The organism is Clostridium sp. AF12-41 (genome assembly GCF_003461685.1).
Taxonomy (GTDB): Bacteria; Bacillota; Clostridia; order Lachnospirales; family Lachnospiraceae; genus Otoolea; species Otoolea fessa.
Genome location: NZ_QTXO01000001.1, coordinates 222,658 through 237,769 on the forward strand (window position 1 = coordinate 222,658; position 15,112 = coordinate 237,769).

Annotated in this window: 12 protein-coding genes and 1 riboswitch; of the genes, 11 read left to right on the forward strand and 1 reads right to left on the reverse strand. The window is 51.0% G+C overall.

What is annotated here, in order from left to right; genetic code table 11:
* The first annotated feature begins 7 nt into the window (after positions 1 to 7).
* The 4 genes from DWV73_RS00935 (at position 8) to DWV73_RS00950 (ending at position 4,443) form a co-directional block, all read left to right on the forward strand.
* Entirely contained in the window at positions 8 to 1,699 is a 1,692-nt protein-coding gene (locus tag DWV73_RS00935; RefSeq protein ID WP_117795163.1) for a GspE/PulE family protein, read from the forward strand.
* Between the two features lie 32 nt (positions 1,700 to 1,731).
* Entirely contained in the window at positions 1,732 to 2,793 is a 1,062-nt protein-coding gene (locus tag DWV73_RS00940) for a type IV pilus twitching motility protein PilT (RefSeq protein WP_107001539.1), read from the forward strand.
* A 148-nt stretch (positions 2,794 to 2,941) separates the two neighbouring features.
* Positions 2,942 to 4,048: a stage V sporulation protein AD gene (locus DWV73_RS00945; RefSeq protein WP_117795165.1), complete on the forward strand. Its 1,107-nt coding sequence runs from the start codon at positions 2,942 to 2,944 to the stop codon at positions 4,046 to 4,048.
* Positions 4,049 to 4,086: 38 nt separating this feature from the next.
* Positions 4,087 to 4,443, forward strand: a complete 357-nt coding sequence (locus DWV73_RS00950; RefSeq protein WP_117795167.1) for a SpoVA/SpoVAEb family sporulation membrane protein — start codon at positions 4,087 to 4,089, stop codon at positions 4,441 to 4,443.
* A gap of 126 nt (positions 4,444 to 4,569) precedes the next feature.
* On the opposite strand, the gene DWV73_RS00955 is transcribed toward DWV73_RS00950, so the two are convergent.
* Positions 4,570 to 7,281 carry a transglycosylase domain-containing protein gene (locus tag DWV73_RS00955; RefSeq protein ID WP_117795169.1) on the reverse strand — a complete coding sequence of 904 codons (2,712 nt, stop codon included), beginning with the start codon at positions 7,279 to 7,281 and terminating at the stop codon, positions 4,570 to 4,572.
* 225 nt (positions 7,282 to 7,506) lie between these two features.
* Between DWV73_RS00955 and DWV73_RS00960 the strand changes: the two genes are divergently transcribed.
* From DWV73_RS00960 to DWV73_RS00990, 7 genes are all read left to right on the forward strand, one after another.
* A complete protein-coding gene (locus DWV73_RS00960) occupies positions 7,507 to 8,169 on the forward strand; it encodes a YigZ family protein (RefSeq protein WP_333549853.1) in 663 nt (220 codons plus the stop codon).
* Positions 8,170 to 8,334: 165 nt separating this feature from the next.
* Positions 8,335 to 10,173 (forward strand): translational GTPase TypA, encoded by a 1,839-nt coding sequence (gene typA / locus DWV73_RS00965; protein WP_117795171.1) that lies wholly within the window; start codon positions 8,335 to 8,337, stop codon positions 10,171 to 10,173.
* 285 nt (positions 10,174 to 10,458) lie between these two features.
* On the forward strand, positions 10,459 to 11,088 hold the full coding sequence (locus DWV73_RS00970; RefSeq protein ID WP_022359532.1) for a single-stranded DNA-binding protein: 630 nt from the start codon (positions 10,459 to 10,461) through the stop codon (positions 11,086 to 11,088).
* A 245-nt stretch (positions 11,089 to 11,333) separates the two neighbouring features.
* Positions 11,334 to 11,855, forward strand: coding sequence for a cob(I)yrinic acid a,c-diamide adenosyltransferase (locus DWV73_RS00975; protein WP_117795172.1), 522 nt, complete (start codon positions 11,334 to 11,336; stop codon positions 11,853 to 11,855).
* A gap of 167 nt (positions 11,856 to 12,022) precedes the next feature.
* Positions 12,023 to 12,195: riboswitch (Lysine riboswitch) on the forward strand.
* A 152-nt stretch (positions 12,196 to 12,347) separates the two neighbouring features.
* Positions 12,348 to 13,241, forward strand: coding sequence for a 4-hydroxy-tetrahydrodipicolinate synthase (gene dapA, locus DWV73_RS00980; RefSeq protein WP_107001534.1), 894 nt, complete (start codon positions 12,348 to 12,350; stop codon positions 13,239 to 13,241).
* Between the two features lie 48 nt (positions 13,242 to 13,289).
* Positions 13,290 to 14,045 (forward strand): 4-hydroxy-tetrahydrodipicolinate reductase, encoded by a 756-nt coding sequence (dapB, locus tag DWV73_RS00985; protein ID WP_107001533.1) that lies wholly within the window; start codon positions 13,290 to 13,292, stop codon positions 14,043 to 14,045.
* Between the two features lie 336 nt (positions 14,046 to 14,381).
* The gene (locus tag DWV73_RS00990; protein ID WP_181986188.1) at positions 14,382 to 15,083 is read left to right on the forward strand and encodes a hypothetical protein; all 702 of its coding nucleotides are present in this window, start codon (positions 14,382 to 14,384) and stop codon (positions 15,081 to 15,083) included.
* The last annotated feature ends 29 nt before the right edge of the window (positions 15,084 to 15,112 follow it).

Consider the following 15,112-nt stretch of genomic DNA (forward strand, 5'->3'; position numbering starts at 1 on the left):
AGAGAGAATGCGTACAAAGCGATTGGGAGACATGCTTTTGGAGCTGGGACTGATCACAGAAGGGCAGCTTAAAGAGGCGCTTGACTATCAGGCGAAGGAGAAAGAACGTCTGGGAACAACGCTGGTCAAGCATCATTATATCACGGAAGGTCAGCTGATCGATGCGCTTCGCATGCAGCTGGGCATTGACTATATTGATTTGACGCGGGTCGATATCAGCCCGGAACTGTCGCGTTTTGTGCCGAAAAACCTGGCAAAGAAAATGACGATCGTACCGGTGCGTATTTCCAAAGACCAGCTTTATCTGGCAATGGCGGATCCGCTGAACTTCATGGCGATTGAGGAAGCACAGCATACTTCCAAAAAGAGAATTGTGCCGATGATCGCCTCTGAACCGGCAGTGAAGCGTGCGATCAATATTTTGTATGGCAACGAGGGAGCGGCAGAAGCGATGGCGCAGATGCAGGCAGAGACGGCAGCGGCACAAGAGGTGCGTCAGGGGCAGGGGCAGATGGCGGAAAGAGAAAGACAGGAAAATGTGACACCGATGATCCGCCTGGTCAATTCGATTATTGAGCGTGCCATTTCGGAAAATGCTTCGGATATCCATTTTGAGCCGACGGAGGAGGAGATGGTCGTCAGGATGCGTATCGACGGGCAGCTTCATCGGATCATGACGATCCCGTCGGAACTCAAGGATTCGGTCATTTCGAGGCTTAAAATCATGTCCCAGCTCGATATCGTCGAAAAAAGAATTCCGCAGGATGGTCGTGCGGTGATGCATTTAAGAGGAAAAGATATTGATATGCGTATATCCACCCTTCCGACCCTGTATGGAGAAAAAGTGGTTATCCGTATTCTGAAACGAAATGAGGAGACGCTGAACCGCCGCGGTATCGGTATTCCGGCAGTGGAGGATGCAAAGATTGATACACTTTTAGGGCTTACTTCCGGAGTTATCATGATTGTAGGACCGACTGGTTCAGGTAAATCTTCGACGATGTATACGCTGATCCGCGAACTTCTTTCGGATCGGACCAACCTGATTACATTGGAGGATCCGGTGGAATACCATATCAAAGGCGCGACACAGGTGCAGATCAATGAAAAAGTGGGGCTGACTTTTGCATCGGGTCTGCGCTCAGTTCTGCGTCAGGATCCGGATATCATCTGCGTCGGCGAGATCCGTGACGGTGAGACGGCAGAGATCGCGATGCGTGCGGCAATGACGGGACATCTCGTTATCACCACGATTCATACGGAAGATGCGATCTCGGCGATTGACCGTCTGCGAGATATGGGCGTGGCGCCATACCTGATTGCGGCGGGACTGCGAGGCGTTATTTCCCAGCGGCTGCTGAGGAAAATCTGTCCGAACTGCAAAACCCAGATTCAGCCGCCGAAAAAAGCGCTTGAGATGGCAGGAATCCCGGAGAACCCTGGAAAATTATACTGGCAGGGAGCCGGATGCGATCAGTGCTTCCATTCGGGATACCGGGGCAGAATCGGTGTGTTTGAGGTAATGCTGATTCAGGAGGAGCTGCGCCGGTGCATTCTGGAAGGAGCTGACCGGACACGTTTCTTAGAGGCAGCCAGAAGAGCGAGCCAGTATGTTCCGATGCTGGAACACGCGCAGAAGCTGGTAGAAGAGGGTGTTTCGACGGTGGACGAGGTGATCCGGACGCTGCTGGCGCTGTAAATGGTGCAGAAAGAGAAGAGGAGACAGATGGTATGTATGGAATCGAGGAATTAATCGCGCTGGCAGCTGAAAAAAGGGCATCGGATGTGCATCTGATTGCAGGGCTGCCGCCAAAATGCAGAATTGACGGCAGAATCGAGACGCTGACGGATGGCGGGCTGACGCGTGAGGATTGTGAGGAATATGGACGCCAGCTGGCAGGCAATGCGGCAGATCAGATCGAGGCGATCGGACAGCTGGATTTTAGTGCTTCGTTTGCGGGACGGCGTCTCCGTGTGAATCTGTTCCGGCAGCAGGGCGCGCTCTCTGCGGCGATCCGTCTTCTGGGCAGTACGATTCCGAACCTGTCGGAGCTGGGGCTTCCGGAAGCAGTGAATCAGTTTTCAAGCTGGAATAAAGGCATTATTCTGGTAACCGGCGAGACGGGAAGCGGCAAGTCAACGACGCTGGCGGCAATTTTAAATGAGATCAACCAGAATCGTCCGCTCCATATGATTACGCTGGAAGACCCGATCGAGTATGTCTATGAACCGGCGCAGGCGATCATCAACCAGCGCGAGGTGGGCGTGGACGTAGAGAGCTATGATAAGGGGCTTTATGCGGCGCTCCGTGAGGACCCGGATGTCATTCTGATTGGAGAAATGCGTGATCCGGCGACGATCGAAACGGCGCTGATGGCGGCGGAGACGGGACATCTTGTTTTTTCCACTATTCATACCAATTCGGCAATCGACAGCATTGACCGGATTGTGGGTGTTTTTCCAGAGGATAAACAGCCGCAGATCCGGATGCAGCTCTCGATGACGCTGCGGGCGGTGCTGTCACAGCAGCTGGTGCCGAGGGCGGGTGGCCAGGGCAGGGCGGCAGCTTGTGAGCTTATGATGCTCACGCCGGCGATCCGGAATCTGATCCGCGATGGAAAAACACCGCAGATGCAGAGCTATCTGCTTTCTAGTGCAAAAGAGGGCTCTATTACGATGGATAATTTTCTGATTCGTATGGCGAAAGAGGGCGTGATCACACCGCAGACGGCAGTCGATGCGTCCCAGAACCCGCAGGAACTGAGAGAGAAACTGGCGGCGGTGCAGTATTAATAATATGGTAAAAACGGGTGAATGAATCCTGCGAGGAATGCAGATTACTAGAAAACATAAAAATGTATGTTTGTGTAAATACTGAGATTGTAGCGAAAGTTTGAACAGTATATTTTTGACAATGTTTTTATGTTTCAGGAGGAATTTTATGCAGGCAGGTAAATCAAGCATCCAGTTTGAGCATCCGCCCATCATCACATCGGCGGCATCGATCGTGGGGCAGACGGAAGGAGAGGGACCGCTGGCAAGTTTTTTTGACCGGGTGGAGCCGGATCCGATGTTTGGGAAAAAGTCGTGGGAGGAGGCGGAGAGTGAATTGCAGCGCCAGACGGTGCAGAAATGTCTGGATAAGGCGGGCAGACAGGCAGCGGATGTGAATTGCCTGTTTGCGGGAGACCTGTTGGGACAGATTGTGGCGACCTCGTTTGGTGTGGAGTCGTTTGATATCCCGTTTTTCGGGCTTTACGGTGCCTGCTCGACGATGGGGGAGGCGATGATTCTGGGGGCGATGGCAGCAGGGGCTGGCTATGCGGATCGGGTTCTGGCGCTGGCGTCGAGCCATTTTGCATCGGCAGAACGGCAGTTCCGGTTTCCGCTGGCGTATGGGAATCAGAGACCGCAGTCCACAACCTGGACGGTGACCGGGTGCGGGTGTGTGATGATCGAGGAAAATGAGAAAAATGAAGGGAAAGATGGGCGCAGAGCGAAAGAAAATGCGTCAGAATCACTGAAAAATGCCGGACAGGAAAAATTGCATCCCAAATTTCAACCTTGTATCCCAGCTGCCACCCCCGGAAAGATCGTCGATATGCAGATGCGCGATTCCATGAACATGGGGGCGGCAATGGCGGTGGCGGCGGTAGACACAATCTTGCAGAATTTCCGTGATTTTAACCGGAAACCATCTGACTATGATCGGATCATCACTGGCGATCTGGGAATGGTGGGGAAGGAAATCCTGCTTGATTTTATGCGCGAGGCAGGACAGGATATTTCCGGCATCCATATGGACTGCGGGATCGAAATGTTTGACCCGAAGACGCAGGATACCCATTCGGGCGGGAGCGGCTGCGGTTGCTCGGCGGCGGTGCTGTGCGGCTATATTCTTCCGAAAATACAGGCGGGTGAGTGGAAACGCGTCCTGTTTGTGCCGACCGGGGCGCTGCTGTCCCAGATCAGCTTTAATGAGGGGCAGAATGTGCCGGGGATTGCCCATGGAGTGGTGCTTGAGGGAAAAGAATCGTTCGGTGAATGATAGGTATTTGCAAGAAACTTTAGAGAGGGAGCAGAAAAATGGACTATATCAAAGCATTTGTGAGCGGCGGACTTCTCTGTGCCGCCGTGCAGATTCTGATGGATAAAACGAAACTCATGCCGGGGCGGATTATGGTGCTTTTGGTGGTATGTGGCTCGATTCTTGGTGCGATCGGTTTGTACGAACCGTATGCCAAATGGGCGGGTTCCGGGGCAACGGTGCCGCTGCTGGGGTTTGGAAACACGCTCTGGAAGGGCGTGCGGGATGGAATTGACAAGGATGGGGTTCTGGGGCTGTTCACCGGTGGATTCACGGCGGGTGCGGCGGGGATTTCCGGGGCGTTGATCTTCGGCTATCTGTCGTCGCTGATTTGCAAACCCAAGATGAAGGATTAGAGAGAAGACGAAAGAAAAGTAAAAGAAAGCAAAAGAAAATCAGTTGAGAAAATTAAAAGCTGCTGTAAAAGAGGCATATGAATGTCACTTTTTACAGCAGCTTTTTGCAGATATATTATTTTGCTGTTAATGCTCCGGATTCGCCGGGACAATCGGAATATTATTTCCATTCCGTCCACTTCCCGCCATCGGGCGTGGAACCGCAGAGTGGATCGGAGCCGATAGATTATCTGAATCGGGGCTGTAGCCCGGAGCTGAGAAATCGGCGCTCTCAGAAGGATGGATGATCGTGGACGAACCATTGTGAATCTTGCACTCGCCCGGCATGGAGAAGCGGGAATCGTCCGTTTCTCCGCCGTCTTCCGGAACGACCATAACTGTCTTGGAAATCTGCTGGTTCGTCGGGCAGAAGGCAGTCGAGATGCCGCCGGAGGCGGAGCAGATCGTCACGCGGGTGTGGTGATCGCAGGTCTCGGCCGGAACCGTGCCCTTCGCGAAATATTCAGTGTAGACGGCCGTTCCGCGCGGGTCACTGCTGCAGACGCCGGAAACCGGAAGCTTGCCGGATTTGCGGCATACGTCAGCAGTTTCAATGCTGTCCGGAACCGTAAATCCGGGGTCGCTTAAGCTCTCATGGACACGTGTCATGATATTTCGCCAGATGCGCTTGTGGTAACTGGTACCGCCGTTTGAAACGGTGCCGCCTTTTAATGGCTGGTTATTGTCGCACCCGCCCCAGATACCGGCAGTGTAGTACGGCGTAAAGCCTACAAACCAGACGTCGACGTTGCTGGTGGTCGTACCGCTCTTTCCGGCGCAGCTCATATTGGGAATCGCCGCTGTCGTACCGGTCGATTTAACCCCGGAACCGGAACGCGTATACATTGTATTGCTCTGCATAACATCCTGCATCGCGCTGGTTAAAAGATAGGCGGTAGAGTCTTTGAGCGCCTGCCGCGTCTCCGGTTCATTGTCGATCAGTATCTTTCCGTTGCGATCCAGGATCTTAGTAAAGAAGACAGGCTTCGTGTAGGTGCCGCCGTTGGCGATCGCCGCAAATGCATTTGTCAGTTCCAGGTTGCTGACGCCCTTTGTCAGACCGCCGAGTGCTGTCGAGAGAGTCTGATCCTGGCTTACGAGGGAAGTGATTCCCAGCCGTTCGGCATATTCGACACCGAGCTGCGGCGTTACCGTGTCCGCCATGCAGCGCAGGGCGACGATGTTCATGGAATAGGTAATGCCGTCGCGGATCGTGTGATAGCCCTTGTAATCGCTGCCCCACCAGTTTCGGAACTCTTTTTCACCGGAAGAGTATGGCCCGTCATAGTAAACAGTTGATAGGGTCGCGCCGCAGGCATCCAATGCCGGGGCAAAGGAGGAAATGACCTTGAAGGTCGATCCTGGCTGCCGCAGGGAGTCGGTCGCACGGTTTAAGGTGCGGTTTGCTGTCTTCTGTCCGCGTCCGCCGTTGATTGCCTTGACATAGCCGGTGGACTGTTCGATCAGGACGAACGAGGTCTGCGGCTCTAAAATCATGGTAACTGATTCACCGAGAACGGTGCTTCCGTCCTGCGTGAGGGCGGTGCGGTATTCATCGATCGCCGTCTGCGCCTCTTCCTCGGAATTAAACAGCCCGTCAAAACCGCTTTGTCCCTTGACCTGCTGGATCCATGTTTTCAGAGTTTCCTGTGAATAATGCTGCGTTTCCCCGTCTGGATGGGTCAGGGAAAGGCGGTATTCAACCGAATAGCGAGCCGCGTCATAGTTGGCAGGATTGTTGACTTCCTCATCGACGATCGCCTGAATCTGCGGATCCTGCGGGGTGTAAATCTGCAGTCCGCCGCTGAACAGAAGATTGGACGCCTGCGTGTCAGTATAGCCGAGCTGCTCTTTGAGTGCTTCGGTGACCTGGCTGATCAGCTCGTCCGTGTAATAGGAGTACGGTGTCTCATTTTCCTTGAGCGCCGTGTCGACATTCTGGATACGGGCGTAGACGTCGTCTGCCAGCGCTTCCTCCTGTTCTTCTTTTGTGATATAGCCCTGCTCATACATTGCCTGCAAAATGACCTTGCGCCGGGCGGCATTTGCCTCCGCGCCGCTGATCGGATTCAGCTTTGACGGATTCTGTGTGATACCGGCGATGACCGCGCACTCAGAAAGAGTCAGATCGGAGACGTTCTTATTAAAATAGCGCAGCGCTGCTGCTTTGACGCCCAGCGTATTGCTGCCGAGGTTGATCGTATTTAAATAGTTCGTTAAAATGACCTTCCGATCGACGTTTTTTGTCAGCTGCAGCGCCAGATATTGTTCCTGGATTTTTCGCTCGATTTTGGAACCCTTGCTTGTCTCCATACCGCCGTTGAAAACGGTATTTTTGATGAGCTGCTGGGTCAGGGTGCTGGCGCCGCCCTTATAATTATTTGTCAGGACGCCGACCACGGCGCGTGAAATGGAGCGCAGATCGATACCGCTGTGCTGCCAGAAACGCGAGTCTTCGATGGAGACGAACGCGTCAATTAGATCCTGAGGAAAATCCTCGTAGGATGCTTCGATTCGGTTCGAGTTGGAACCGACCAGCGTGTCAGTCACTTCCCCGGCGCTATTATATATAGTAGAAAAATATCCGCTTGGGGTGAAGCTGTCCGGGTTGAAGTCTGGCGAACTGTCCAGAATGCCTTTAAACATGCCGATAAAGGTGCTGGCACCCGTCACGCAGAGAAACAGAACAAGAACAAAGGCAGTCTTGAAGAAGGTCAGAAACAGCCGGTTGGCGTATTTCTTCTTCCGGGAATTGGCTGCCCGGATCCGTTTCTTGGTTGCTTTTACACCGTAATTCATGAGAACCTCCTTTGGGTTCGTAGTGGTTCATTCTATTAATAAATACAGTATTTCCAATTATATCAAAATTCATGGGATAAATAAATACTATTGTCATGAAGTTTTTTTTACGGTATCATAAAAGATAAGGTTTGTTACTGGGCACGTATGCGTGAACAGTAACTAAGGTTTACAAGCGGTTAAAGAAGTGAAAAAACATCCGTTTTAAGGATGCGTAGTTCATAGATGGAGGAAAAGATGAAAGAGCGCTATAAAATCGTCTATCAGGGCGGCGAGGGCGAGATTGTGGAGAAGAAGTCCCGCTTTATCGCGGAGATCCGCCCGGTGGAATCGGAAGAAGAGGCGACGGCATTTATTGCGGAAGTCAAGAAGAAATATTGGGATGCGAGACATCATTGTTCGGCATTTACAATCGGAGAAAATAACGAGGTGGCGCGTTGCAGCGACGATGGCGAACCGGCGCAGACGGCGGGACGCCCGATGCTGGATGTGCTGCTGGGACGTGAGCTTCACAACGTCTGTGCGGTCGTGACCCGGTACTTTGGCGGGACACTTTTAGGAACCGGCGGACTGGTGCGGGCATACGGCGGCGCGGTCCAGGAAGGTCTTAAATACTGTGTGGTTCTGGAAAAATGCCTGGCTCGCAAATGGAAGATCGGGACAGACTACAGCGGGCTTGGAAAGGTGCAGTACATTTTGGCAGAAGCAGAGCTGCCGATTCTGGACAGCGAGTACGGCGAGGGCGTGGATCTGACGATCCTGGTGCCGTTTGACCAGGCGGGAGCAGCGGAGAAGAAGCTCATAGAGGGCACAAATGGAAGATGCCGGATCGAAAAACTGGATGAAGTTTATTTTGGCATGGATGACGGAAAAATCATTTTATTGTAAAAAAAGATTGAATAATGGATAAAAAAATGCTAAAATAACAAGCTGTATTATTTTGTGGGCGGATCCTTTGCCAAAGACGAAACGGCAGGATGCCTGTCTGTGACAGAAAATAATTATTAATTAGTACATGTAATGAATCATCATAAGAAAAGAGAGTAAGCAGATATGAAAATGAAACGGGAAGATGTCAGAAACGTTGCAATTATCGCTCACGTTGACCACGGTAAAACGACGCTGGTAGACCAGCTGCTCCGCCAGAGCGGTGTATTCCGTGCCAATCAGGAAGTAGTCGATCGTGTCATGGACTCTAACGATATTGAGCGTGAGAGAGGTATCACGATTCTGTCCAAGAATACGGCTGTTAATTACAACGGCACCAAGATCAACATTATCGATACACCAGGACATGCGGACTTCGGCGGCGAGGTAGAGCGTGTTCTTAAGATGGTAAACGGCGTTATCCTTCTGGTGGACGCATACGAGGGCGCGATGCCGCAGACCAAATTCGTTCTGCGTAAAGCACTGGAACTGGATCTGCCGGTTATCGTATGTATCAATAAGATTGACCGTCCGGAAGCACGTCCGGAGGAGGTTGTGGACGAGGTTCTCGAACTTCTGATGGATCTGGATGCATCCGACGAGCAGCTTGACTGTCCATTCTTATATGCATCTGCGCGTTCTGGATATGCAAAGAAGAACCTGGACGATCCGAATGTGGATATGAAGCCGCTGTTCCAGACCATTCTGGATTACATCCCGGCGCCGGAGGGAGATCCGGATGCAGAAACACAGGTTCTGATCAGCACGATTGATTACAACGAGTATGTAGGACGTATCGGCGTTGGTAAGATCGACAACGGCTACCTGAAAGTAAATCAGGACTGCGTCATCGTCAACCATCATGAGCCGGACAAGTTCCGCAAAGTTAAGATCGGTAAGCTCTATGAGTTTGAAGGTCTGAATAAAGTAGAAGTACAGGAAGCAAAGATCGGTTCGATCGTAGCGATTTCCGGTATCGCAGATATCCACATCGGTGATACCCTGTGTTCACCGGAGAAACCGGAGGCAATTCCGTTCCAGAAGATTTCTGAGCCGACCATTTCCATGGATTTCATGGTAAACGATAGCCCGCTGGCAGGTCAGGAAGGTAAATTCATCACTTCCCGCCACATCCGCGAGCGTCTGATGCGGGAGCTGAATACCGATGTCAGCCTGCGTGTAGAGGAGACAGACTCCGCTGACTGCTTCAAGGTATCTGGCCGTGGCGAGCTGCATCTGTCCGTCCTGATTGAGAATATGCGCCGCGAGGGCTTTGAGTTCGCAGTCAGCAAGGCGGAGGTACTCTACAAATATGACGAGAGAAACCGCAAATTAGAGCCGATGGAGATCGCTTACGTCGACGTACCGGATGACTTTACCGGTGCTGTTATCCAGAAGCTGACCAGCCGTAAAGGCGAGCTGCAGGGCATGAGCCCGATCGGCGGCGGATACACAAGACTGGAGTTCTCGATTCCGTCCAGAGGTCTCATCGGCTACCGCGGCGAGTTCATGACCGATACAAAGGGAAATGGTATCTTAAACACCAGCTTTGACGGCTATGCACCGTTCAAGGGCGAATTAAGTTACCGCAAACAGGGATCCCTGATTGCATTTGAGGCAGGCGAGTCCATCACCTACGGTCTGTTCAATGCCCAGGAGCGCGGAACCCTGTTCATCGGACCGGGCGTTAAAGTTTACTCCGGCATGATTGTCGGACAGAGCGCAAAACCGGAAGACATCGAGTTAAACGTCTGCAAAACCAAAAAGCTGACAAACACCCGTTCTTCCAGCGCCGATGAAGCCCTCCGCCTTGTTCCGCCGAAAATCATGAGCCTGGAGCAGTGCCTCGACTACATCGATACCGATGAACTTCTCGAGATCACCCCGACCAGCTTACGAATCCGTAAAAAGATTCTTGATCCGACTCTGAGAAAGAGAGCGATGATCAGCCGTAAAAATAGCTAAATAATCGTAAAGTGGGAGCAGCCGCGCAAGCCAGCTGCTCCTTTTCGTATATTCAAGCGAGAGATATCCAGGAAACGACGTGCCCCGCCGTTTCCGTCCCTCTGCCGCTCCCATTCCCTCTGCCGCTCCCATTCCCTCTGTCGATTCATGTCCCCCACCCTGTCGAAATTTCCCCCTCACTTCTTCTTCTAAAACGGTCATTCCCCTCATACATATATACAGTAAGAAGCAGGACTCCAAGAACCTGCCGTGAAAAACTGCAAAAAAGAAGAGGAGAGAGATACTATGTCGGAAAAAATGATTGAAAACAACAAGGTTAGCGTGATTGGTGAGGTCGTATCGGAATTTACATTCAGCCACGAAGTATTCGGGGAAGGATTTTATATCGCAGACCTGGCAGTCAGCCGTCTGAGCGATCAGGTGGACGTGATTCCACTCATGATTTCAGAACGGCTTCTGGATGTATCGAAAGACTACCGCGGAATGACGATGGAGGCGATCGGTCAGTTCCGTTCCTACAACCGTCATGAGGGCGCGAAAAACCGTCTGGTGCTGTCTGTGTTTGTCCGTGAGATTCATTTCCTGGAAGAATTTACGGATTACACCAAAACCAACCAGATTTTTCTGGAAGGCTATATCTGCAAGGAGCCAATCTACCGGAAAACACCGCTGGGACGCGAGATTGCCGATATGCTGCTGGCGGTCAACCGTCCGTATGGAAAATCCGATTACATACCGTGTATTGCGTGGGGCAGAAATGCCCGCTATGCGTCCGGATTTGGCGTGGGAAGCCACGTGTGCGTGTGGGGGCGCGTGCAGAGCCGTGAATATACGAAGAAGCTGAGCGAGACAGAGTGCGAGAAACGTGTGGCATACGAGGTGTCGGTCAGCAAGCTGGAGTGCGTGGAAGAATAGGATAGGTTTAGGATGTTACAGCAAATTTTGAAGCCGGTTATGCAATCTATAGGACATGATAAATGGCTGGTTTTGCCATAGCTTGCCAAAACAGATAAAATATGCTAGAATAAGGCAGTTTACAGAATTCGTAAAACGATCATTGGATGGATAGAAATAAAACACACAGGCCTGTGTGTAAAAAGACATCAGGAAAGACAGTCTGTGCGCCAGCGCAGCGGGAGGCACAGAAAGAGGAGAGGGAAATGAAAAAGGGGAAAGTTCATATCATCTTCGGCACCGGGATGGGAAAAACAGCGATGGCACTGGGACGTGGTGTCAGTGCAGCCATGCACGGCCGGAAGGTAATTATGATACAATTCTTAAAGGGAGTGCTGAGCCATGAGACAGCAGATGGATTAAAACAGCTGGAGCCGGCATTTAAAGTATTCCGATTTGAAAAACAGAATGAGTATTATGAAAATCTCTCTGAAGAAGGCAAAAAGGAAGAGCTCTGCAATATTCAGAACGGGTATAATTTTGCAAAAAAAGTACTCTGTACCGGCGAATGCGATATGCTGATTCTGGATGAATTTCTTGGGGTGTTAGATCAGAAACTGGTCGGAGACGATGCTCTGGAAACACTGCTGGCAGCGCGCGAGGAGAATGTCGATCTGATTCTGACCGGAAAAGTATGCCCGGCTGGGGCAGAGGAGCATGCAGACGAGGTGACGCGCCTGGAATGCCTGAAGCCGTCAAACGATCATGCCGTTACTGTTCACGGGTAGGCACTTTTGGAACCGAAAGTGCCGTAAGAAAACATGGTGGCAGCAGGAATTTGCCGTATTTGAATGCGAAGCCACGGCAAATTCCGTTACTGGGCACGTATGCGTGAACAGTAACATCATGCGTGCATGAACGGTTGACAAGTATTCAAAGTAATGCTAAGATAGAAAAAACAAGTAGAGGTTGCGTTGATTATCAGTAAGCGGTCGGATGCGGCAGGTGCAGGAGAAGACAGCTGAAAGGATGATACGCCGAAGGGCTGCGGCGCCTGTATCTGCAGTTCCTGGGTGCAGGATGAAGAATTCTGTAACTGTCATCGACAGATGGGGAGCTACTGGGAGTTTGGATTTGAATTCATAGAGCTGGCCATTGTGCCAGCTTTTTGTACGCTCAGGACCGACAGGCTGCAAACAAACATTCGTTTGAAGCGGGGACAGAAACGGACTCTGGAATAGAAACTCAGCCATCGTGCAAAAGAATAAGGAGGAAACAAAATGTCTATTTTTGAAGGAGCAGGCGTAGCGCTGGTAACGCCATTTCATGAGGATGGAAGCGTAAATTATGAGAAACTGGAGCAGATCGTAGAAGAACAGATCGCTGGCGGTACAGACTGTATTATCGCCTGCGGTACGACCGGCGAGGCGGCTACATTAAGCCATGAGGAGCACATCGAGGTGATCCGTTTCGTATGTCAGGTCGTAAATAAGAGAATCCCGGTTGTAGCAGGAACCGGTTCCAACTGCACAGAGACAGCGGTATATCTGTCTACCGAAGCGAAAAAGGCAGGCGCAGACGGACTTCTGCTCGTATCCCCGTATTACAATAAATCAACCCAGAAGGGTTTAAAGGTTCATTTCTCAGAGGTCGCAAAGGCAGTTGATCTTCCGATCCTTCTGTACAATGTACCGAGCCGTACCGGCGTCAATATCACCCCGGAGACGATCGTGGCACTGTGCAAGGAATATGAGAACATCGTCGGTGTCAAAGAAGCAAGCGGCAATTTCTCCGCGATCGCACAGATTGCAAGCCTGTCAGGCGGAACAGTAGATATTTACTCCGGCAACGACGACCAGACGGTTCCGATGATGGCACTGGGCGCAAAGGGCGTTATCTCCGTATTATCCAACGTGGCACCGCGTCAGGTACATGATATGTGCGCGGCATTCAAGGCTGGCGATGTAGCGAAGGCAAGACAGATGCAGATAGATGCAATTCCACTGATTGAGGCGCTGTTCTGCGAGGTAAACCCGATTCCGGTTAAGGAAGCGATGAACATGATGGGCGAGGAAGTGGGTCCGTTCCGTAAACCGTTAGTGGATATGGAACCGGCAAACCGCGATCGTCTGAGAAGAGAACTGGTAAATTACGGAATCAGCCTGAAAGAGTGATAAGAACCGTTAAAATTAGGATGAGATAGGGAAATGAGGTTTTAACAGATGGTACGAGCAATTATGCATGGCTGCAACGGCGCCATGGGACAGGTTATTTCCGGAATTGCAGCGAAGGACGAGGAGATCTCTATCGTTGCGGGTATTGATATGAGAACCGAGCAGAAAAATGATTATCCGGTTTTTGCGTCTCTGAACGAATGCAAGGTAGAAGCGGATGTTGTGATTGATTTTTCCAATGCAGCAGCTGTCGATGAACTTCTCGACTGGTGTGCAGAGAAGAAAATGCCGGTTGTTCTGTGTACGACAGGACTTTCCGAGGTACAGCTGGCAAAGGTAGAAGAGACGGCAGAGAAGACAGCTGTTCTTCGCTCTGCAAATATGTCTCTTGGTATCAATATGCTCTTAAAGCTTCTGAAAGAAGCAGCGCAGATTCTGGCTCCGGCTGGATTTGATATTGAGATTCTGGAGAAACACCACAATCAGAAGGTGGATGCTCCGAGCGGTACGGCGATTGCGCTGGCAGATTCGATCAACGAGGCGATGGGCAATACATACCATTACAAATACGATCGTTCCGCTACACGTGAGAAACGTGATGCGAAGGAGATTGGTATTCAGGCGATCCGCGGCGGCACAATCGTAGGCGAACACGATGTCATTTTCGCTGGTCAGGATGAGGTGATTACCTTTAATCATACAGCTTATTCCAAGGCGATTTTCGCAAAGGGTGCGGTACAGGCAGCCAAATTCCTGGCAGGAAAGCCGGAAGGACGGTATGATATGGCGGATGTGATCGGCTAAGAGATTTTATACAGATGTGAAAATGAAACCCCGGCTGTGAGTAAGTTTATCCACTCACAGCCGGGGTTTTCATTTCTGGAATTTTTTCTGCCCTTGTGTTTGTGGATGAAAGCTTCCGAAAATCAATTTGTCAAGGTTAGAGTATCATTTTTTTACATCTTGTGTAAAAAAATGACATCTTGTGCAGTGTGAATTGTAGAAAAATAAAACAAATGATAAGATGAATACAACAAGAAAAGCTTGAAATCGTGAAAAAGAAGAAAAACTCCAGAATTAAAAATAAAAAACACATGAAAGATAGCTTTTCGATTAATAAAAATACGAGGAGGTATGAGGATGAGAAAACGCAAATGGATGAAGGTGGGTGCCTGCGCACTCAGTGCCGTTTTGATCATGGGCCTGTATGCCGGACCGGCTTTTGCCGAATGGGTAGGTACAGGAGGTGCAAGAGCCTACATCCTAAATGGACAGGTGCAGACAGGCTGGCAGCAGATCGATGGAAAATGGTATTACCTGAATGAACAGGGAGCACCGCAGATCGGCTGGGTAAAAGACGGGGACAAACAGTATTTCTGTACGGCGTCGGGGGAAATGGTCAGCGGTGTTGTCTGGATCAATGGAAAAACCTATTATTTTGGCACACCGGACAGTGGAGAGATGGCAACGGGCGTTGTCAGTATCAACGGAATTCCTTATACGTTTGAAAACGATGGCACATCGTTCGGCGGCCGCAAGCCGAGACCGGCGAGAAGCTTTGAGGTAAAAGTGGCAGAAGACGGAACGATGACCATCTTAGAGACGACCAATGCCGATACACCGAAGCTGAATTCCAGAACATCCAAAGAACGCAGACATTCTGGAGGCGGCGGTGGAAGTGAAACGCCGAGTGTGGTACCGAGTGATGCACCGGCGACGAAAGAACCGACCGAAAATCCGACGCCGAGCGTGAAACCGACCCAGCCGGGAGAGACGGAAGGGGATACAACAACGGAGCCGCCGCAGTCAACAACGGAGCCGTCGCAGCCAACAGATCCGTGATCAATCTGAAACTAAGAGTATGAAGTGAA